17 protein-coding genes and 2 pseudogenes are annotated in these 21,732 nt (G+C 39.6%); 18 read left to right on the top strand and 1 reads right to left on the bottom strand.

What is annotated here, in order from left to right; genetic code table 11:
• Positions 1-27 precede the first annotated feature (27 nt).
• From MFF31_RS01795 to MFF31_RS01730, 15 genes and pseudogenes are all read left to right on the top strand, one after another.
• Positions 28-1,629: a hypothetical protein gene (locus MFF31_RS01795; protein WP_248565378.1), complete on the top strand. Its 1,602-nt coding sequence runs from the start codon at positions 28-30 to the stop codon at positions 1,627-1,629.
• A gap of 83 nt (positions 1,630-1,712) precedes the next feature.
• Complete coding sequence (locus MFF31_RS01790) at positions 1,713-6,770, top strand: RHS repeat domain-containing protein (RefSeq protein ID WP_238186460.1); 5,058 nt, start codon at positions 1,713-1,715, stop codon at positions 6,768-6,770.
• An 807-nt stretch (positions 6,771-7,577) separates the two neighbouring features.
• Entirely contained in the window at positions 7,578-8,774 is a 1,197-nt protein-coding gene (locus tag MFF31_RS01785; RefSeq protein WP_238186459.1) for an IS110 family RNA-guided transposase, read from the top strand.
• A 157-nt stretch (positions 8,775-8,931) separates the two neighbouring features.
• Positions 8,932-9,868 (top strand): annotated as a pseudogene (locus MFF31_RS01780) (transposase).
• A gap of 133 nt (positions 9,869-10,001) precedes the next feature.
• Complete coding sequence (locus tag MFF31_RS01775) at positions 10,002-10,502, top strand: hypothetical protein (RefSeq protein ID WP_238186458.1); 501 nt, start codon at positions 10,002-10,004, stop codon at positions 10,500-10,502.
• A 188-nt stretch (positions 10,503-10,690) separates the two neighbouring features.
• Entirely contained in the window at positions 10,691-10,993 is a 303-nt protein-coding gene (locus MFF31_RS01770) for a hypothetical protein (RefSeq protein WP_238186457.1), read from the top strand.
• Positions 10,994-11,204: 211 nt separating this feature from the next.
• Positions 11,205-11,432: an RHS repeat domain-containing protein gene (locus MFF31_RS01765; protein ID WP_238186456.1), complete on the top strand. Its 228-nt coding sequence runs from the start codon at positions 11,205-11,207 to the stop codon at positions 11,430-11,432.
• A gap of 69 nt (positions 11,433-11,501) precedes the next feature.
• Entirely contained in the window at positions 11,502-12,533 is a 1,032-nt protein-coding gene (locus tag MFF31_RS01760) for an RHS repeat domain-containing protein (protein WP_238186455.1), read from the top strand.
• A 73-nt stretch (positions 12,534-12,606) separates the two neighbouring features.
• A protein-coding gene (locus tag MFF31_RS01755) for an IS3 family transposase (RefSeq protein WP_375541263.1) occupies positions 12,607-13,751 on the top strand; the annotation gives its coding sequence in 2 pieces (ribosomal slippage) (positions 12,607-12,877 and positions 12,877-13,751; 1,146 coding nt in all).
• A 41-nt stretch (positions 13,752-13,792) separates the two neighbouring features.
• A pseudogene (locus MFF31_RS25350) lies at positions 13,793-13,918 on the top strand (RHS repeat-associated core domain-containing protein); the annotation flags it as partial.
• Positions 13,895-14,452 carry a M91 family zinc metallopeptidase gene (locus MFF31_RS01750; protein ID WP_375541294.1) on the top strand — a complete coding sequence of 186 codons (558 nt, stop codon included), beginning with the start codon at positions 13,895-13,897 and terminating at the stop codon, positions 14,450-14,452. The pseudogene MFF31_RS25350 and the gene MFF31_RS01750, both read left to right, overlap by 24 nt.
• A gap of 41 nt (positions 14,453-14,493) precedes the next feature.
• Complete coding sequence (locus MFF31_RS01745; protein WP_238186454.1) at positions 14,494-15,024, top strand: hypothetical protein; 531 nt, start codon at positions 14,494-14,496, stop codon at positions 15,022-15,024.
• 221 nt (positions 15,025-15,245) lie between these two features.
• Entirely contained in the window at positions 15,246-16,712 is a 1,467-nt protein-coding gene (locus MFF31_RS01740; RefSeq protein WP_238186453.1) for a polymorphic toxin-type HINT domain-containing protein, read from the top strand.
• A 20-nt stretch (positions 16,713-16,732) separates the two neighbouring features.
• Positions 16,733-17,248 (top strand): hypothetical protein, encoded by a 516-nt coding sequence (locus tag MFF31_RS01735; RefSeq protein ID WP_238186452.1) that lies wholly within the window; start codon positions 16,733-16,735, stop codon positions 17,246-17,248.
• 477 nt (positions 17,249-17,725) lie between these two features.
• Positions 17,726-18,379 (top strand): helix-turn-helix domain-containing protein, encoded by a 654-nt coding sequence (locus tag MFF31_RS01730; protein ID WP_248565377.1) that lies wholly within the window; start codon positions 17,726-17,728, stop codon positions 18,377-18,379.
• A gap of 513 nt (positions 18,380-18,892) precedes the next feature.
• Here MFF31_RS01730 and MFF31_RS01725 read toward each other — a convergent pair.
• Entirely contained in the window at positions 18,893-19,105 is a 213-nt protein-coding gene (locus tag MFF31_RS01725; RefSeq protein ID WP_282570407.1) for a helix-turn-helix domain-containing protein, read from the bottom strand.
• Positions 19,106-19,309: 204 nt separating this feature from the next.
• Between MFF31_RS01725 and MFF31_RS01720 the strand changes: the two genes are divergently transcribed.
• The 3 genes from MFF31_RS01720 (at position 19,310) to MFF31_RS01710 (ending at position 21,731) form a co-directional block, all read left to right on the top strand.
• On the top strand, positions 19,310-20,086 hold the full coding sequence (locus MFF31_RS01720) for a recombinase family protein (protein WP_238186450.1): 777 nt from the start codon (positions 19,310-19,312) through the stop codon (positions 20,084-20,086).
• A gap of 12 nt (positions 20,087-20,098) precedes the next feature.
• Positions 20,099-20,350, top strand: coding sequence for a hypothetical protein (locus MFF31_RS01715; protein WP_238186449.1), 252 nt, complete (start codon positions 20,099-20,101; stop codon positions 20,348-20,350).
• 136 nt (positions 20,351-20,486) lie between these two features.
• Entirely contained in the window at positions 20,487-21,731 is a 1,245-nt protein-coding gene (locus MFF31_RS01710) for an IS110 family RNA-guided transposase (RefSeq protein WP_238186448.1), read from the top strand.
• The last annotated feature ends 1 nt before the right edge of the window (position 21,732 follow it).

The raw sequence follows: 21,732 nt of genomic DNA, 5'->3' as shown, positions 1-21,732 counted from the left end.
GATAGAAGATTAAATTTGGAGGAAAATATGATAAAGAAGTTAAAATACTTACTGATTATCGCAATACTACTAGTTATGCAAACACAACCTATGCAAGCACAATCTGTGCAAGCTCAGAACATTGCTGATAGTTCGTTTGCAACAGAATCCTTCTACGATGCAACAAGTAAGCTGAGAATGATAAAGTTTAGGCACTACGGACAAGAGTTAATGCAAAATTATGAATACGATTTGAATGGAAATCTACTGAACAGTACGACTGATTGGTATAAAGATACATTTGAAAGTGGACAATTCAACTCAACTCGATACTACTCAGGTTACCCAAATAACGCTGGAAATGTTACCGGCATTCGAGAAGAAGTCATCAATGGAAATTATTCTGTTTATGGAGAATCACCAAGAAGCCAAGATTGGTGGGAGTTCTTGCATTCAGACCGTAGCAAGCTCCGATTTGAACCGAATACAACTTATCAAATTAAATTTAAGTACAAAATAAACATGGTTTCTGATAACAATAGCTATTTTTATTTTTTAGCGAGGGCAGCAGGAAGTGACCATAGTAAAGATCGAGGTTCTCATACATGGACGGGTCAGGTAGGTGAAGTAGGAAATAAAGTAGTTACCTTTACTACAGGTCCCGCTCATGATTACTACTTAATTTGGGGAATACATTATGGTGGGGCAATGTCAATTGATGATATTCAAATAAAAAAAGTAAGTGAATCATTTGAAAGTGGCAGCTACGCTGTAACGCCTTTTACTCAGGGACACCCTGCACACGCTGGAAGTATTACGAATATTCCTTCAAAAGTAGTGAGCGGTAGTTCCTCAATTTTAGGAGAGTCATCAAGTAGCCAAGAGTGGTGGGAATTTCTGTATACAAATTTAAATAAACAACAATTTGAACCCAATACGACATATCAGGTGAGTTTCAACTATAAGGTGAATATAGTTTCCGATCGAGATGGCTATTTCTACTTTTTAGCGAGGGCATCGGATGGTGACCATAGTAATGATCGCGGGAGTAATACATGGATAGGGAAGGAGGGTGAGGTAGGAAATAAGGTATTCACGTTTACGACAGGACCTTCTAATAATTATTATTTGATATGGGGAATCCACTATGGTGGTTCTTTGTCAATAGATGATGTAGAAATAAAAAAAGTAGAGGAGTCATTTGAAAGTGGAGATTATTTGGTTGCTCCATTTACTAGAGGAGCTCCAGCATATGCAGGTAGAATTACGAATGATCCATCAAAAGTGATCAGCGGGAAATATTCTATCCTTGGAGAATCAGAGAGCTCGGTAGAATGGCTAGAGTTTTTACATTCGGATAAGAGAAAGCTTCAGTTTGAACCTAATACGACATATCAGGTGAAGTTTAATTTTAAGATAAATCAAAACTCCGATCAGAATGGAAATTTCTACTTTTTAGCAAGGTCGTTAGATGGACAAGTTCCAATCTTTGATCGAGGAGGAACAACGTGGACAGGAGAAGTTGGAGAAATTGGTAAAAAAACAGTCTTATTCACGACCGGCGATTCCCCTAATTACTACTTAATCTGGGGAGTACATCGTGGTGGTTCTTTGTCCATTGATGATGTGAATATACAGAAAATGAGCTAGTAGGAGAAAAGGAAGTTTGATGGCCTTGTCCCATCTGCCTTGGCAAAAGTCGAGAGGCAACTAATATTGAGGAGGAAATAGAAGTGAAAAAGTATTTGCTTGTTGTATTATGTATTGTGCTAATAATAACGATGATTCCATTTGGGATAACAGATAAGCGTGTTAGTGCTGTTTCAAAAGCAGATGAAAATTTACCACCTACCAAGGTTGTAAATGTTGATTTGTACGAGACGGAGTCAAAAGAATTATTAGAAGAACAGATGCCAAAGCAAGACTTAGGAGAAAAAGGACCTCAAACACTCCCATTTGTGCCGGGACTTGTATCCAAAAATAAGAAAGAAACGGGTAAACAAATCAAATTTGAAGGGCCACGCGCATATGATAATGCGAAAATGGCTTTGATGAATACATATGTCCCTGATCCAAGTATTTTAAAAGCAATTTCTAATATGAACATTAAAACAGCCCAAGCACCTTTTTCAATTGATTCTCAACAGGAAAGTATATCTACGTTAAACGGAAACTTAAGCGTGGAGACAACAGACCTTACCTTGCCGGGGAGAAATGGTCTTTCCTTTACACTGGGGAGATATTACGACGCCTCGAACGCGAACTTATATGAAGCAGAGGTGTATCCTAATGTATCTTGCTTTTGTCAAGTGACCTTTAATGCTACTCAATATGACCAAAGACAATATAATGGACAAATAGTTGATGTTCCATCCAGTTTTATTTCCGGCAGGTTTGAATATAGTCCGATGTATGTAACTGATGGGACTATGAGTAATACATGGGATGCGCTAGGATGGTTGGTTTATGTACAATTAAATAGAGGTAAAACGACCTATACAGAATGGTCGTACCCAGATGCAAACGGTGTTCAGTACAGAAGAGTACAACAATTCCACCAACAGACCAATGAAATGTTTTCTTACGGTTCATCTGATAATATATTTTTAGGATGGAAAAATAAGGCGAAAGAAAAGACTTACGAAGAAAAGGTATTCCCAATTGGAAAAGGGTGGATGTGGAATATACCATTCATTAAGACGGTAGAAGGGAAAAGTTATCTCAATTTTCAAGGAAAAGGAACTTATGAAATTTCAGGAAATAATTTGAAAGGTTATCCGTTTCAGGATTTGAGCCTCGCTCATGACACGTCCGTTACTGTAAACGGAGTTCGCTCAAATACGGTATTAAAGTCTATTGAGGGGACATATCATTACTTTGGGTCTAACGGGCGATTAATTCAAATAGCTGATCGGTACGATAATACGATAAAATTTCATTATAGTGAAGATCCGACATATGGAACCGTACTAACCAGTATTATTGATGCAATAGGCAATTCTATTAATATTTCGTACGTTTCAAATAAAGTGATATTGACTCAAGGTGATAAGACAGTCACATACACAAAGGATGAACACATAACATATGACCCATTACCACCATTTCAACAACTAAAGACAGAACTCTTGTATATTGTAGAGGATTCGCTAGGAAGAGAAACAGCTTATCTCTATGACATGAAAGATGTTAATTTTAGTCTTATAGGTACCAATCCTACTAAAAAAAATATAGCGGCATTGCTATTGCACACCTTCCACCCAACAAACTCAAGGACACGATATGTGTATGAAGCTGCACCTGTTACGCGAAGTATAGGAGCTAATGCCGTACAGAATGCATATAGAATTGCTTCCCGCAGAGAAATTGTCAGCAATAAAGCGTACAATTTACGCTCTTTCACTTATACTAATCCACAAGGGCATAATACGGATTATGCTAGCAGTTACGGGACAAACATCTCAAATTTTTATGTCAATATGAATGATGGACGTACGACAAATGTATTTGATCATCGTAAGAAGGTAGCTAATGCAGACGAAGCACCACAATTTTATACGAATAAGGCAACTGTAACCGCAGGAGATGAGCAACGGATTACGACTTATCAATATGATGAAGCCAGAAAAATCTCATCACCGATTCAAACTAAAGTTCAATATAAAAAAGGGAATGCGACAACCTCAGAAGTTCAAACCTCAGTAACCTATAATAATTACGGTAATGTATTGACGGAAAGGAATGAGCTTGGTCTAACGACTACCTATACCTACGATTCGGTGACACATTTGCTAAGTAGTATATCCAGCCCGGTATATACGGGTCAAACCCGTTTTACTGAATACAAACGTAATGCTCATGGAAGTATTACTCAAATGACAATACGAAATAACAATGTTAATGGCACATTAATAGCTCAGAGTGAATATAAAAACTTCGATTCTCATGGCAATGTTAAGCAGACAATTATTAAAGATGATAACCGTAATATTACGTATGAAACAGAGTACGGAAGTATCTATTTAGGTGCATTCCCAACCAAACAAAAAATAGCAACAACAAATGCAAATAATCAAGTAGAGGCCATTGAGAACCGACTAGACTATTATCCGTCATCTGGATTGATTAAATCAGTCACTGATGGGAAGCTCAATACGACAAACTATCAATATGATAAAGGTAATCGTTTAATACGAGTCACACATCCTGATGGATCTTTTGCAACTGCGGAGTTTATAGATGGTTCTGCTAATCAAGCTGTATTCACTGATGAAACTGGTGTCAAGACTCGTAATATATGGGACCGTTTAGGCAATTTGATCGAAGAAGCTGTATTAGATGGAACTTATCGAGTACTACGCTCATACGAATATGATCATTATGGGCGCGTTCTATGGGAGAAAGACAATCTGGGTCGAGCAAAGCAAATTGAGTATGATGCATGGGACAGAATTAAAAAAATAACGAATCCAGATAATTCATTCGAACTAAAAGAGTATGATGAATTGAACCGCCGAATGATCTCGACTGATCCAGAAGGTAATAAGTGGCGGAACACAACGGATATACTTGGTCGAACGGTACTGACAGAAGAGTGGCGTGATGGTCAATACCGGCAGACGTCTTCTATGGTTTATGACTATGATGGTAATGTGTTGTCCCAAGAGAATGCAACGGACACTACACTGTATTCTTATGATGTATTAGGTCGAGTGATAAAGGTGAAGGATGCTCTAAATAAGGAATACGACTATGCGTATTCACTAGCAGGTATGTTGAAATCAATTAAATTCCCTGATGGAAACCAAGTACTAAAGCAATATGATGAGCTTGGGCGTTTAATTAGACAAACGAATGAACTGGGAATGAATGATACCTACTCCTATGATTTAAGTGGTAATATGATTAGTCATATTGATCGGAAAGGGCAAACGTTTTCCTACGCTTATAATAATCGCAATCGATTAATTCAAGCCAAAGCACCAGATGAAACAAAAACCTATTCGTATGATTTATCGGGAAGACGACAGTCTATGACGGATATAACGGGGTCAACGTTATACGAATATAAGGGATCTACAGGGGAGTTATTGAAAACAACCTATCCCGATCAAAAAAGCATTAACTACACGTATAATAGCTTAGGCCTCCGAGATTCGATGACAGATCCTTTCTCTTATGCTACAACCTATACGTATGATAATCGTAATCGCTTAACTGGTGTTGGGGCGTCAGCTACTGATCAAGAAGTATCCTATACGTACTATACCAATAACTTAATGAAGAATATAACGCTGAAGAACGGTAATAAGACGCTTATGAACTATAAAGGTTTGCGTCTACAAAACATGTCTCATCAGAAGAATGATGGATCATTGCTACACTCGTTCCAGTATGGGTATGATGGGAATGGAAATATCATCAATTCTTCAGGCAGCCAAGCGAATGTAGCCATCAATAAATCCTACACATACGATCCATTAAGCCGAATTGCGACATCGAGTGAATTTAATGAAAGCTATTTGTATGATAATCGTGACAATCGGGCTACACTCAGTACGGAACAGCCTATTAATAATGCAATGTTTTCAGATAAATCCTACACCTATGATTCTCAGAATAGACTTACAAAAGCAGTAGTAGATGGGAAAGAAGTTACCTATCGTTATAATGGCGATGGATTGCTTTACGAACGAACAGAAGCTGGCGTTACGACGAGATATTATTACGACGGACCAAACATCATCGCTGAAGGAACTGTGGATAGCAACGGAAATGCTACATTCAAAGCAAGATATGTACGTGGGCATCAGTTGGCTGCAAGGCAGGATGCAGCAGGTCAAGCTTATTATTTGCACAACGGTCATGGTGACGTCATTGAGATGCGCGATCATACAGGAAACGTGTCGTTGAATGAATATACCTATGATTTGTGGGGGAATACGCTAACAGCGAATGAGCAGATTGCAAACCCGTTCCGTTATTCAGGTGAGCTATGGGATTCCACATCTCAATTACAGTATCTCCGGGCTCGTTGGTATGACCCAAGCTTAGGGCGCTTTATTAATAAGGATACGTATGAGGGGGAACTAGGGAGTCCGCTTAGTTTGAATCTTTATACGTATGTAATTAACAATCCGTTAAGGTATTTTGACCCTTCTGGAAACCAACATATTGATATTGGATCTAACCTAGATGCGTATCGTTCAGATCAGATTAAAATGTTATATTTGAGATGGCAACTAGGGGACGATAGTTGGATGAATACAGTCTCTGATGATGTCGGTGAACAAGTTTGGAATATGGCAAAAAGTGATTGGACATTAGAAGATGCATTTAAATGGTTCTCAGCGGGGGTTTTGACGGGTGCAGTGTTAGCGAATCCTTCTGCTGGTTTCGCTGCTCTTGAGGTCGCAACAACTGGAACTTACACGTATGGAACCGTCGCGATAACGGGCGGTGTTACATTAGCAGTTGCTAAATTGACTAATTCAAAAACAGTTACAACAATCCCGGGATTAAATGCAATCGCTCAGAAATCATTAGATGTTAAGAGATCCGTTACTGGAATTATTCGTAGCGATGGTACAGTAGAAGCAGTTTTACAGGATGTTGGTTACAATGTTACACATAAAGGACTTGGACTGACAAAAAAAGATTTAGGATTTAATCTTTTCTATCATGATGGGAAGTGGCAGGTGACTGGTTCGGGTCGAGCTGCTGAAATGAAATGGGCGAAGCCTTCTGCAGCTGATGAGGAAAAAATAAAAAAACTGTTTGGTTTGAATTAAGGAGTGTAATAAATGAAGTTATTCAATAAAATACTAACCCATCACATACTTTATTGTCCCATATGTTTATGTGAATTGTATTACTATGCAGGAGCTACGGATGGTACGGAGACCTTTAAATGTGTTACTTGTTTAAAGTACTTCGATAGACAGAAGAAACAGCACAACATTGTTGAAACAGACAAACCCAATGAATGGAATGAATTATTTTTTAAGAATGATCCATCGCATGCGTTTTACCATGGTACACCGACAAGTATTAGATTTAAACCGAAGTGGCTATCTTGGATTGACAAGTTCACGAAAAAAAAGTAATTATTTAATCTAATCAATATTTCAGAGCAGTGGTAGGGACCCATAGTCTAAACACCTTAAATAAAAGGTATTGGGCTATGGGTATTTTTAATACTGAAGTAAGTAATGAAAGATTTGATGAGTAAGAATCTATTTAATGATGTAGAACGTGAGTATGAATTGTAGCTACTTCTTCACTATTGGTAGGAATTGCTGGAAAACTAGATTCGATAGTAAATTTGGACAATTTCTCAGAGCGCTTTGGGAGAGCGTAAAATATCTTCGTATTATGAGGTTAGCCAGCTTAATCTGGTTGACCTCATTTTCAATTACAATAGCTGTAGCCGGGGAGGACGATAAAATATCAGGGCAATAAGCCCGTTACACAAACTGTCCACCTGCTATTGTGCAAACCATGATTAAGCTGGTTGAGACCTAGATCTCGAATAACACGCGAAGCTATGGACGTGCAATGGTTAGTAGGACCGGCGATTTCATTTGTAGGAGGAGCTTATGAGACCTGTTATTGGCATCGATGTGTCTAAGGGAAAAAGCGAAGGATTCATCTTACTTGAAAGAAACAAACCTTACGGTAAACCCTTCTGCTTTCAGCATACTCATGAAGAAATGAATGTCTTGTTACTAACATTACAAGAGGTTGGAACGTTGGTCGGTCTGAGACCCGTTGTTGTTCTCGAATCCACTGGGCATTACCATCTAGGAATTGTAGCTGTATTGCAAAAGAAGGGCTATGAGGTCATTACACTCAATCCACTTATCCCGCAACGTGCACGTAAATCCAAACTTAGGAAAGTGAAAACCGATGCCGAGGATGCTAAGCATCTAGCAGAGCTCTTTTACAAAGAGGAGCTCCAAGCAGCTCCATCAAGACCCCTTGAACAAGACGAGCTACGATTCTTATGTAGGCAGCACGAAATGATTAGCCATACCTATGTTCAAGCCCAGCTTAACTTCCAATCGATATTGGATCAACTATTTCCGCTGTACTCCACCCTATTCGGTCAGCTCTTCTCTAAAACTGCACTTGAGGTATTGAGGAAATATCCTACACCGGAACACGTCCTCACCGCAAATCATGGGGAAATTGAGACGATCATTCGGACACACTGCAATCGGTCGATCTCCTGGGCATCGCTTAAAGCCGACGCGATCATTTGCGCTGCTAAGAACAGTCTCATCGTGGAATACAGCCCATCACAAGTTAGAGCACTGCTTCTTATGATTAGCTTGCTCATGGAGTATCAAAACCATCTTGCTGATCTTGAGCAAGCCATCAAAATCAAAGCGACAAGCATACAAGGTTTTGATTTGTTGCGCTCTATTCCTGGTATTGGAGATAAGCTTGCGTCATCCATTCTTGCAGAGATTGGGGACATCTCCTCGTTCCCTCATGCCAAAAAACTTGTTGCATTTGCAGGTATTGATCCTAGCGTATTCTCATCAGGTACGTTTACAGCCACTAAAAATCGTATAACAAAACGAGGGTCTTCCCGTCTAAGAAGAGCGCTCTATTTGGCTGTGCTTTGCGGTATTCGAGGAGCAGTGAGAAACGAACGTATTCGGAATTTTTATGACAAGAAGAGGCTTGAAGGAAAGCCTCACCGGGTTGCACTTATTGCTTGCACCAAAAAATTATTGCATATGATTTTCGCCATGCTTAAAAAATCGGTTTATTACCACTCTTCCTAATCCGTTAAAAAGGATAATTTTACACAAAACTCCAGTTTTCATTGGGGGTTACTTTCGTATTGTCTTTTTCTATATTTTAGAAAAAAAGTTTGTGCGAACGTATTGACATGATATTAGCTGGTTTGTGTAAATAGAAAATATCAAAAAGGTCTTCCCTATGAATCGTTTTACATCAGATTTGGTCCAAGCTCTAGTCACAAAACAGGATATCACAGAAGTTTTTCGCTCACACCTGGAATTAGCTATGAATCATTTGTTAGAAACGGAAATAACAGCGTTTCTAAATTATGAAAAATATGACCGTATTGGCGTGAATTCTGGAAATTCACGTAACGGTGGATACGTACGTAAACTACACACCGAATATGGGGGCCTAGAGCTCACTATTCAGCGAGATCGTAATGGGGAGTTCAGGTAGCAGACCGTTGCTCCGTACAAGCGTTCCAATGATACGCTAGAGTCCTTTGTTATTCACTTGTTTCAAAAAGGCGTCACGATGACGGAAATTGCTGACCTTATTGAGAAGATGTATGGTCATCACTACACGCCACAGACGGTCTCCAACATGACGAAAGTGATGGTGGAGCACGTAGATGCCTTCACTAAACGGCCGTTAGTAAAGCGTTATGTGTGCGTCTACATCGACGCTACCTACATTGCAGTAAGACGTGAAACCGTTTGCACATAAAGTACGTGTATCTGATCGTGCAACGATTTGTGAAGATTTTAAGTCGGTCTATCGAGCAGAGGATGAGCAAGCCGGTTTGGCAGCGCTACATTCCTTCTGTGATAAATGGAAATCTTCCTATCCTAAAGTAACAAAGTCTTTACGAGAAAACCCGCACATCCTCACGTTCTACAGCTTTCCTAAATCGATTTGGAGAAGTATCTATTCAACGAATGTAATTGAATCATTCAACAAACAAATTAAAAAATATACGAAGCGGATGGAACAGTTTCCACATGAAGAAGCACTGGAAAAGTTCTTAGTATGCCAGCTAGAAGGCTATAACCAGCGCTTCGCTACACGCTGTCATATCGGCTTTGATCAAGCACGTGCAGAACTACAAGAGTTGTTCACCACTAAGGACTAATTCTTTCTTCTATAAGAAAAGGTTATTTTCATTTACACATAATTCTCGACGCTCCCCGCTTTGGTATGACTCAAGGTTAGTGCGTTTTATTAATAAGGATACGTATGAGGGGGAACTAGGGAGTCCGCTTAGTTTGAATCTTTATACGTATGTAATTAACAATCTGTTAAGGTATTTTGACCCTTCTGGAAACCAACATATTGATATTGGATCTAACCTAGATGCGTATCGTTCAGATCAAATTAAAATGTTATATTTGAGATGGCAACTAGGGGACGATAGTTGGATGAAAACAGTCTCTGATGATGTCGGTGAACAAGTTTGGAATATGGCAAAAAGTGATTGGACATTAGAAGATGCATTTAAATGGTTCTCAGCGGGAGTTCTGACGGGTGCAGTGTTAGCCAATCCTTCTGCTGGCTTCGCTGCTCTTGAGGTCGCAACAACTGGGACTTACACGTATGGAACCGTTGCGATAACGGGCGGTGTTACATTAGCAGTTGCTAAATTGACTAATTCAAAAACAGTAACAACCATCCCTGGATTAAATGCAATCGCTCAAAAGTCATTAGATGTTAAGAGATCTATTACTGGAATTATTCGTAACGATGGTACAGTAGAAGCAGTTTTATAGGATGTTGGTTACAATGTTACACATAAAGGACTTGGACTGACAAAAAATGATTTAGGATTTAATCTTATGTATTATAATGGGGAATGGACGGTTACTGGTTCAGGATATGCAAGCTCGATGAAATGGGCAAAACCCTCTAAAGCCGATGAGAAAAAAACTTTTTGGTTTGGAATAAGGGAGTGTTTTGAATGAAGTTATTCAAGAGAATACTAACCCATCATATACTTTATTGTCCCATGTGTTTAAGCGAATTGAATTATTACGCAGGAGGTTCAAAAGGTACAGAGACGTTTAAATGTGTTAATTGTTTAAAGTACTTCGATAGACAGAAGAAACAACGTAACATTGTAGAGACAGATATACCTAATCAATGGAATGAATTATTTTTTAAAAATGATCCATGGCATGCATTTTATCACGGTACACCGACAAGTATTGCACTTAAACCAAAGTGGCTAACTTGGATTGACAAGTTTACGAAAAAAAAGTAATTATTTAATCTAATCAATATTTCAGAGCGGTGATAGGGACCCATAGTCTAAACACCTTAAATAAAAGGTATTAGGCTGTGGGTATATTTAATACTGAAGTAAGTAATGAAAGATTTGATGAGTAAGAATCTATTTAATGATGTAGAATGTGGGCCTCTATTGAAATACAGATACGAGGTCAGAAGAAGTAACGGATCAATGATTCGTTAGGATGAATTTTGTAGCTTATACGTATTCACTAGCAGGCATGTTGAAATCCATTCAATTCCCTGATGGCAACCAAGTGCTTAAACAATATGACGAGCTTGGGCGTTTAATTAGACAAACGAATGAACTGGGAATGAATGATACCTACTCCTATGATTTAAGTGGTAATATGATTAGTCATATTGATCGAAAAGGCCAGACTTTTTCGTATACGTATAATAATCGCAATTGATTAATTCAAGCCAAAGCACCAGATGAAACAAAAACCTATTCGTATGATTTATCGGGAAGACGACAGTCTATGACGGATATAACGGGGTCAACGTTATACGAATATAAGGGATCTACAGGGGAGTTATTGAAAACAACCTATCCCGATCAAAAAAGCATTAACTACACGTATAATAGCTTAGGCCTCCGAGATTCGATGACAGATCCTTTCTCTTATGCTACAACCTATACGTATGATAATCGTAATCGCTTAACTGGTGTTGGGGCGTCAGCTACTGATCAAGAAGTATCCTATACGTACTATACCAATAACTTAATGAAGAATATAACGCTGAAGAACGGTAATAAGACGCTTATGAACTATAAAGGTTTGCGTCTACAAAACATGTCTCATCAGAAGAATGATGGATCATTGCTACACTCGTTCCAGTATGGGTATGATGGGAATGGAAATATCATCAATTCTTCAGGCAGCCAAGCGAATGTAGCCATCAATAAATCCTACACATACGATCCATTAAGCCGAATTGCGACATCGAGTGAATTTAATGAAAGCTATTTGTATGATAATCGTGACAATCGGGCTACACTCAGTACGGAACAGCCTATTAATAATGCAATGTTTTCAGATAAATCCTACACCTATGATTCTCAGAATAGACTTACAAAAGCAGTAGTAGATGGGAAAGAAGTTACCTATCGTTATAATGGCGATGGATTGCTTTACGAACGAACAGAAGCTGGCGTTACGACGAGATATTATTACGACGGACCAAACATCATCGCTGAAGGAACTGTGGATAGCAACGGAAATGCTACATTCAAAGCAAGATATGTACGTGGGCATCAGTTGGCTGCAAGGCAGGATGCAGCAGGTCAAGCTTATTATTTGCACAACGGTCATGGTGATGTGATTGAATTACGGGGCAGTAGTGGGAATAACGCATTGAATACCTACACCTATGATCTCTGGGGAAAACCACTTACCGCTACAGGAACAATTGCCAATCCGTTTCTTTATTCAGGTGAGATGTGGGATTCAACATCGAAGTTACAATATTTGCGGGCCCGTTGGTATGACGGAACTGACCCCGAAATGTGAGACAAAGTAAAACACCTTTAAGTAGAAGATACGACTATTGTAAAATAATCGTACAACTTGGAGGTGTTTTTGCTTGGGAACAAGATTAAGTTACCCTGTAGAGGTAAAAATGAAAGCTATTGAAATGAGGTTAGTAGGTGTACCTGTAAAGGATGTGATGGATCAACTGCTCATTCGTAATAAGACCCAATTAAAGACTTGGATGAAATGGTACCGGAACGGTGAAGTCCATCGATTAGAACAACCAGTAGGGAAACAATACAGCTTTAATAAGGGGCCTGAATTTTCCACAGAATTAGCGAGACTAGAGGCTGAAAATCGTTTCTTAAAGCAGCAAATTGATCTATTAAAAAAGTACAAGGAATGGGAAAGGAAGTGGTTCGAGAAGGCGTAGCAGCATGTATGAAGCAATCTGAGGGAAGCATGGATGTCCAGATGATCTGTATGTTGTTCGGTATTTCAAGAGCAACCTATTATCGTTGGAAGAAGGAGCCTTGTAACAGCAAAGGAAAAGTAACGGAGCGAATTCGTGAGCTTTGCCACTACCATCGATTTCGTTGCGGTTATCGAAAGATCACTGCGCTCCTTCGTGAAGAAATGAGGATTAACCATAAAGCGGTACAGCGAATTATGCAGCAAGAAGGATGGCAATGTAAAGTTAAGGTTAAAAAACGGAAGAAGAACGGAGCGCCAGCACATGTGGCTGAAAACCTGTTGAAACGACAGTTTAAGTCTGATCGACCGTTGCAAAAGTTAGTTACAGATATAACGTACTTGCCATATGGGCCTAAAATGTTGTATCTTTCAAGCATTCTAGATCTGTTTAACGGAGAGATTGTTGCTTATACACTAGGCGACACGCAAGACACTGCCTTTGTTCTAGACACGTTGCATCAGTTGCCCGAGCTACCAGAGGAATGTGTCCTACACAGTGATCAGGGTTCTGTGTATACCTCTAGCGACTACCAGGAGGCTGTAAAAGGAAAAGGCATTACCATGAGCATGTCCCGTAAAGGTACGCCCGTCGATAATGCCCCCATTGAATCGTTTCACGCCTCACTAAAGTGCGAAACATTCTATCTCGACCGTTTAACGTGTACCACGACGGCAATCGTGATGCAGACAGTCAAAGATTACATAGACTATTATAACCGTATTCGTATTCAAACGAAACTAAATAACCAGTCACCGATTCAGTATCGACAACTGGTTGCTTAGTTAGGTGTTTTATCCCTGTCTCATAAACGGGGGTCAGTTCCGACCCAAGTTTAGGGCGTTTTATTAATAAGGATACGTATGAGGGGGATATAAAGAATCCGTTGACGCTGAATCTTTATACGTATGTGCATAATAATCCTTTGGTGTATGTCGATCCGAGTGGAAATAAAATTGAATTTTCGAGCAAGGCGAAGGAAAAACAGAAGGAAGAATATAAGGCAGCGATAGAATACTTAAAAAAATCACAAACTGCAAAAGCACTAATTGAACTACTGGAAGCATCAAAAGAAACGATCACAATCGAATTTATTAAAGATGATAATGATCGCTATAATTATAATACGAATATTTTATATTGGGATATCAATAGTGGGATTGTCTTGGGTGATGGAAAATCCATTCAGAGTGCAGCGCTCGGTTTGATACATGAGATGGGGCATGCATCTCAAGATTTAAGTGGGTCTTTATCGAAGCTTTCTTCGATTGACGCAATAGAGGCGGACAACTTGGAGAAAGTTGAAACTCCCATTGCAACGGAGCTTGGCGAATTTACACGCAAAGATTATTATGATGTGTCTGGAGTTTATACGATGCGTAATTCCACTGACTGGGGAACAAAGAACAATCGTCCGTGGTATTGGTATACATGGCCAGGTAATTGGGGCAAAAAATATGACTATACCGTTGGTTCAAAAGATTGATGATAAATTAAAATAAAAATATGTTTAGAGGGAAGAGGTGTATGAATCTGCGCAAATATTTACTTGTTGGACTTATTATATTGTTAATACTTTCAACCGTTATCATTATAAGTCTGCTACTATTCAATAAAGGCTCAGTAAAACCGTCAACTGAATTTTCTGAATTTATCAGAAGTGGGAATCTCAATGATCTTAGCTTAACAATTTATTATTTAAGCCCTACTATTCTTACTCGTCAGCCAGTGAGTGAAGCTGATTTAGCCGATGGAAAGTTCGAGTATAGGGTCACGATTTATGGCAGTCGTCTGGTAGAACATATTGATCTGCTTAATCAGATAGACAATACTGTCTTAATACCAGTAGAGCACGAATCTCGCATGAATGCTCGATTGTATTACGTGTTTGAAACTAAGAAAAATGGTAAGTTATTCAGTGTTTCCATGTGGGGCAAAGATAACAGTATATTTGTCAATGGGATTGAAGTTCAAGAGAGTGACATTTTTTACGATGTAGCAAAGTCATTTTTGCCTGATGATGCAGTCAAAGAATTGGAGACATACCTAAATCAATAATAGGGTGCGACTTTGAGCCGTCAAGGAATAACCACTCCTTGGCGGCTTCATTTTTTGCTACGCTGATACCCAATCAAAAGATATAAACATATGTCGTGGTTGGGAAATTATTTAGAACTTCTTACTGTAACAACGATATATAATTAGGATTTCTATAATCGTCTAAAAAAAAAGAAACGGTTAATGGGGAAAAGGTTACCTATCGTTATAATGGCGATGGATTGCTTTTCGAACGAACAGAAGCTGGTGTCAAGACGAGATATTATTACGATGGACCAAATGTAATTGCTGAAGGAATTGTGGATAGTAATGGAAAGGTCACTTTCAAAGCAAGATATGTACGTGGGCATCAGTTGGCTGCAAGGCAGGATGCAGCAGGTCAAGCTTATTATTTGCACAACGGTCATGGTGATGTGATTGAATTACGGGGCAGTAGTGGGAATAACGCATTGAATACCTACACCTATGATCTCTGGGGAAATACACTAACTGCTACTGAACAGGTTTCAAATATTTTCCGATACTCTGGCGAGCCTTGGGATTCGACAACTCAATTACAGTATCTGAGGGCGCGTTGGTATGACCCGAGTTTAGGGCGTTTTATTAATAAGGATACGTATGAGGGGGACTTGGGCAATCCTTTAAGTCAGAATCTCTATACGTATGTATATAATAATCCGTTAAAGTATGTTGACCCAAGTGGTAATGTTCCAGTAGAAACAATTTTGGATTTTTTAAGCGCTGGTCATAGTACATATAAAATGTATAAAGAACCAAGTTGGGAAAACGCAGGAAATTTAGCTTGGGATGTCGTATCCGTATTTGTACCATATGCGCCTGGTTCGTATGTAGGAAAAGCAACTAAAGCAGTGACTAAGCCAGCAGTTAAAACAACTGTTAAATATGCTCCTAAAAACAATGCAGACGAAATCAGAATGGAAAAACAGAATGCAAGAAGTCAAAAATTTAGTTGTAACTGCTTCACTGCGGGGACAAAGGTTCAAACAGACGAAGGGGAGAAACCTATCGAGGAAATCGAGGTAGGGGATAAAGTACTTTCCAAGAATGAAGAAACTGGAGAAGTGGAATATAAAGAGGTCGTAAAGCTTTTCCAAAAGCAAGCTGATGAAATTTATTATGTCCGTATCGGTGATGAAGTCATCGAAACAACTGGATTACATCCATTTTGGCTTGATGAAAAAGGGTGGACTCTCGTACAAGACCTAAAGGTTGGAGATTTGCTTGTTTCAAGTGATGGCACTAAACTAGCAATAGATAAGATTGAGAAAGCGCCAAGACAAGCTACAGTTTACAATTTTATGGTTGCGGACTATCATTCTTACTTTGTATCCAACCTTGGAATATGGGTTCATAACTGTACAATTCTTACGTCAGGTAAAAATTTCAAAAGTCACTTTCTTGATCATAAAAAATTACTAGAAAACGCACTTGGAACAAAGTATCAAAAATATAACGACGAAACCAGTTCAAGATTTTTAAGTGATCTTGGAAGTATGATTGATGATGGTAAAGTCAAATTTGTAGGGAATGCAACATTACAAAAAGGTGGAGAAGTATATAAGGTTTATCGAGGTAATGGATTGACAATGACTACAAAACAAAATGGTGAGTGGCATACTCTTTTGGAGTCAGGAAAAGGTATGGATTTGAAATTCTTGTTTGAATAGTAAAGAGACGAGGGATACCTATGCATTTAGAAGACATCAAAAGCGTAATTCAAAATAACTTTTTAAGTAATGTTTATGTAACGGGTATCTTGTTACCTTCAGAAAGAGATAATGAACTTGCAGAGTTTGTGCCTTATAGAAGTTATCTGTTTTTTGAGTTTGGTGATCAACTCGTAAAAGTTGAAGCAATTGAGCAATATTCAAAAATTTCAATTGCATTAACCCCAACCTTTAATGTAAGGGTAGAGGTAGAAGATGTGATTCCGACTAAATCAAATATTAGCGACATTATTTTTGATAATAGTTTGATTGACAACAAAGTTAGCAAAATTGAGATGTTCAATATGCAGGTAAACAGCAATGAAATTATCTGCGATACTTTAAGGTTATCCATAACGAACAACACTAATAAACAGGAACTATTTTTAGACCCTCAATTCTTTGGGATAAATATTGGAGGTTCTGGGGTAGAAGAGTTATGGAGGTATAATCTACCGGAAGGATACAAATCAATATCAACGATTATCGAACTATAAATAATTTTATGTAATTTCATTGACCTTGAGGGCGGCAATCCTCAAGGTCTTTTCTTTTACCCCCACCCAGTGCCGAATGAATCGAGAGGTACGTTCCGAAAGAACTTTACGCTCATCTATCCCGTACCAAAATTCCATCAAAATAGTGTACGCACAGCTAGATGCTTGAATTTTATAACCTATTTGTTGTACTGCTCTCCTTCTCAGTTATACTGAAATCCCTAGATATCTCCAAGTTTTATGCCGAAAACCTTATCTTCGTTTTCTTGCGGTTTTCTCAGATAAAATGCCTTCCGCAATTATTATCAGACATACATCGACTATGGATAGTAAGAAGAATTTTAAATAGTCCGCAACGATCTGGCAATATGCTCCGATGGTTATAGCAGAACGACAGTCTGGTGACGACCAGTTTACATAGAACAGGCGAGGTAACGCTTAGGCTAGCCGCTTTCCTGACTTCACAGCCGCCGCGCGGTGATACATCAATCGAAAAGGAAGGTACATCAAATGAAGACAAGAACAACCGATTTCTGGTTAATTAAAAGTACCAAAGCCGCCAACGTTTACATGGACGAGGTTGCCAAGGAGAGCAACTTTACCGAGAAACATAAGGGGTATACCATCGTGCCGCAAAAGCTTCATAGGTGCTACGGTCTTAACGAATATGAGAAGCTGATTTTGGTGGATATTATCGCCTACATGAGCGACAAGGACGAGTGTTATCCGACAATGGAGATGATAGCGAGAAATATCGGGTGCAGTTCCAAGACGGTAGAGCGTCATATTAAGAAACTAGAGGACAAAAAGCTAATTCTGGTCAGCCAAAGTAAGAACAACACGTATTCCTTGCCGAACTACCTGCACGTACATCCATATCTGCTCCTGTCAGAGAAGACACATGAGTTTATCGGCAGTGTGAGGAAGCAGGTAAACGAGAGGGAACTGACGCTGTGGATTCAAGTAGTTGTAAACAGTGACGGTTACACAGCGTATACCGCCCGTCTCCAAAGGCTTCATGAAAGACGCTTCTCCACGGATAAATTCGCTGAAACGGAAATATTGGACAGCTACGCTCAGTATCTAACAACGGCGTTTGCCAAGCGATTTCCGCTAGATGTCAACGGGTGAAAATCTAGAGTCTGTTATTTCAGCAGACTCCCTGTCCAGATAGCCGTCAGTCAGTCGGTTAAATGGCAAAAATTAAGGCTGTAGACTATGTGTCCGCGATTCCGACAGAAAGTCGGCAATGGTAGACAGAGAGTCTGGGATATAGACACATAGTCTGGTACGAACCGACTGAAAGTCTCACTAATAAGAATCATTAATAAGATTCAATTTAATAAGAACCAAAGTAAGAATCACTTGAGAAGAAACAGCAGACACGCCATGGGCGGTCTGCGATTTCGAAGGAGATTCTAGATTCTTGGATGAAGGGTAAAGACGGCGGATAACTCTTATGGATACTTTACTCAAGAATCAAAGATGGAGTTCCGCCGCCGCTCCCCTCGCCCATCGGGCGGCTCGCTCAATGTCTCTGAGACCGCACAGGAAGCCTTTACAGGCATTTAATACAATAGAAATATCGAATGTTGTGTTGTGGCTCTACGAGTCTTACAGATGTTATCGGGGTAGTGGGAAGAATCACTCAGAACGTCCAACTAGGTAATCAAGGCTAACGTCAAAATAATCTGCCAAGGTGTAGGCAACTTCTAGACTAGGTATTCGTGTCCCTCTTTCCCAATGACTGACGATAGTTCTGTCAACTCCCAAAAATGCGGCGATGTCCTGTTGTGAGACAGATTTCATGAGGCGTAAGATTTTGAATCGCTCTGCAAATATTTCTCGATTGAACATAAGAAAAAACTCCTTGACTAGTGACTTTAAGTCACCTTATAATCGAAGTGTGGAATGTGACTATAAGTCACGTTTAAGATCACTATTCCATTAATCGTAAGTAATGCCAGTTTAGCAGTTTTGTCATATCAAGAAAAGAGCACGTCAAAATTTATACAGAGTAACGATAATCCCAATTATCGTAACGGTGGGGGGAATTTACAGGTGAATGTCATCGGTTATGTCAGAGTATCGACACAAGGACAAGCCAAGGATGGGTACAGCTTAGCGTACCAACAAGACGAAATCCGTTCGTACTGTGAAGTACAGGGATGGAACTTAATACACATCTTTACCGACGAGGGAATCAGTGGGGCGAAGGTGGATGAGGATGCACTTGAGGTGGATAGAATTGGATTTCAGACCATGTTAACCGCTATTGCCGCCCAAGATGTAGATGCAGTAGTTGTTCTTAATACAAGCCGTTTATGGCGGTCTGATATCGTGAAGGTGTTGGTTCATCGGGAGTTTAAGAAGCAAGGCGTAAACGTGAAAAGTATTGAACAACCAACCTACTCCATTAACAAGAAAGACCCTTCTGATTTCCTAATCAATGGACTGATGGAATTACTGGACGCATACCAAAGGCTTGAAATCAGCATGAAGTTAAGTCGAGGACGTAACAAGAAAGCACAGCAGGGCGGCTACGCAGGTGGACGAGTGGCATTTGGCTACAAAGCTAGTAAGGGTCAAAAGGCAATTACCATCAAGCACAATGAAGCGGTAGCGGTTCAACATCTGTTTGAACTCAAAGAATCCCATTCCGACTGGTCGTTGTCACTGTTGGCGTATCAAATGAACAAAGACGGCTTTACAACACAGCAAGGTAAGCTATTTACAAAGGTTCAAGTCAAGCGAATACTTGACCGCAAATCGTTTTACCAAGGACTCTATCTATACGGCGATATTCAAGCTGATGGGCTTCATCAAGCCATTATATAGGCGGTGGGGCAGATGAGCGAACAAATGGACACATATAGTCGCTACGTAGAGGAAGAAGACACATTCCACAAGCAGTTAGCAACATTGGAACAATGCCAATGTGCCATATTCCACTATATCTTTCGGTATGGTGAGCAGTTTAATAAGTTAATGGTTGAAGAAGTGTTATTGAGCATCAATCAAGTAGAAATAGATGTTCGATTGGAATTACTACATCTACGACTAGCGAAAGCTTTTCTAGCCTATGAAATGAATCTAAACTAACGCTATCTTATAGCGTTTAAAGAGGAAGAATAGACACGCTTACCCTTCAATGTACACCTTTCTTGGTGAATACTAAACAGACGATGCGGCTATTCTTTTTCCCTAAACGCTATAAGTCGCAAAGGGGATACTCAACATGAAGCACCATAAGCAACAGTTTATCTATGTCGGCGTTGATTTACATAAGCGGACGCATACCGCCGTTGTTATTAATTGTTGGAATGAGAAGTTAGAAGTAATAGAATTTGAGAATAAGCCATCGGCTTTTTCAGCGGTAATCACTAAGGTAAAGAAGCATGTCAAGGAAGGTATGACGGTTGTATTTGGATTAGAAGATGTGGGCGGCTATGGAAGGTCGTTAGCTGTTTACCTTGTAGAGAATCATTTCCTAGTCAAAGAAGTTAATGCCGCTCTATCGAACTGGAAACGTAGAAGCTATGCCATGACAGAAAAGCATGATAGTTGGGATGCGGAGAATATTGCCAAGTTGCTATTGGATGAATTGGATAGATTGCCAACAGCCCAACCACAAGATGACTACTGGATATTGAAACAGTTAGTTATGCGACGGTATAGCTTACGGGACACACTTGTCATGCTCAAGAATCAATTACATACGCAGTTAAGTTACAACTATCCAAGCTACAGCAAGTTCTTTTCCGAAGTGGATGGGGCAACGGCTTTAGCAGTATGGCATGAATACCCTTCACCGTATTTACTGGAGGGCGTGACACTTGAAGACCTCACAACCTTTCTACGAGAAAATAGCAGAAATACATGTTCCACAAAGAAAGCTACGCTCATCCTTGAAAGTGTACAAGCAGATGGAGATACGAAGCGAAAAGGTCAGGAATACCGTGATTTCCTCGTTCGTAGTCTTGTGAACCAAGTTCGAGATGTACATCGTGAGATGAACGATGTAGAGGACAATATCCGTGATATTATGGAGAAGCTAGACTTTAAGCTGAATACATTTACAGGCATTGATACGGTAACAGCTTCCGCTATCGTAGCTGAGATTGGTGATATAAGCCGATTCAGTAGTGCAGATAAGTTAGCGAAATATGCAGGGCTTACACCAAGCCAGATGAGTAGCGGTGGCAGAGGTAAAGACCGTAACCAAAGGCAAGGAAATAGAGCCTTGAACAAGATTCTGTGGGGGTTAGCAGTCAGACAAGTTCAGACCGCTAGAACGTCTAAGAAGCCACTGAATCCTTTATTCTATGCTTACTATGAGAAGCGATTAAGTGAAGGTAAAAAGAAGAAACAAGCCATCATTTGCATTATGCGAAGACTAGTAAGCATCCTTTATAGTATGATGCGGAACAAGTCGGAGTATCGTGTTCCACCTATGCCAGAACTAGCGGCGATAGCTTCGTAAA

Origin of the sequence: Paenibacillus sp. L3-i20 (genome assembly GCF_022180385.2) — a bacterium.
GTDB lineage: Bacteria > Bacillota > Bacilli > Paenibacillales > Paenibacillaceae > Pristimantibacillus.
Note: the sequence above shows the minus strand (reverse complement) of the source record. Positions and strands in the feature narration are given on the sequence as shown.

Coding starts and splice junctions, on each gene's coding strand:
- MFF31_RS01765 (WP_238186456.1), top strand. CDS start 11,205: ATGAATTTTGTAGCTTATACGTATTCACTAGCAGGCATGTTGAAATCC.
- MFF31_RS01760 (WP_238186455.1), top strand. CDS start 11,502: ATGACGGATATAACGGGGTCAACGTTATACGAATATAAGGGATCTACA.
- MFF31_RS01785 (WP_238186459.1), top strand. CDS start 7,578: ATGAGACCTGTTATTGGCATCGATGTGTCTAAGGGAAAAAGCGAAGGA.
- MFF31_RS01745 (WP_238186454.1), top strand. CDS start 14,494: ATGAATCTGCGCAAATATTTACTTGTTGGACTTATTATATTGTTAATA.
- MFF31_RS01770 (WP_238186457.1), top strand. CDS start 10,691: ATGAAGTTATTCAAGAGAATACTAACCCATCATATACTTTATTGTCCC.
- MFF31_RS01735 (WP_238186452.1), top strand. CDS start 16,733: ATGCATTTAGAAGACATCAAAAGCGTAATTCAAAATAACTTTTTAAGT.
- MFF31_RS01725 (WP_282570407.1), bottom strand. CDS start 19,105: ATGTTCAATCGAGAAATATTTGCAGAGCGATTCAAAATCTTACGCCTC.
- MFF31_RS01795 (WP_248565378.1), top strand. CDS start 28: ATGATAAAGAAGTTAAAATACTTACTGATTATCGCAATACTACTAGTT.
- MFF31_RS01715 (WP_238186449.1), top strand. CDS start 20,099: ATGAGCGAACAAATGGACACATATAGTCGCTACGTAGAGGAAGAAGAC.
- MFF31_RS01710 (WP_238186448.1), top strand. CDS start 20,487: ATGAAGCACCATAAGCAACAGTTTATCTATGTCGGCGTTGATTTACAT.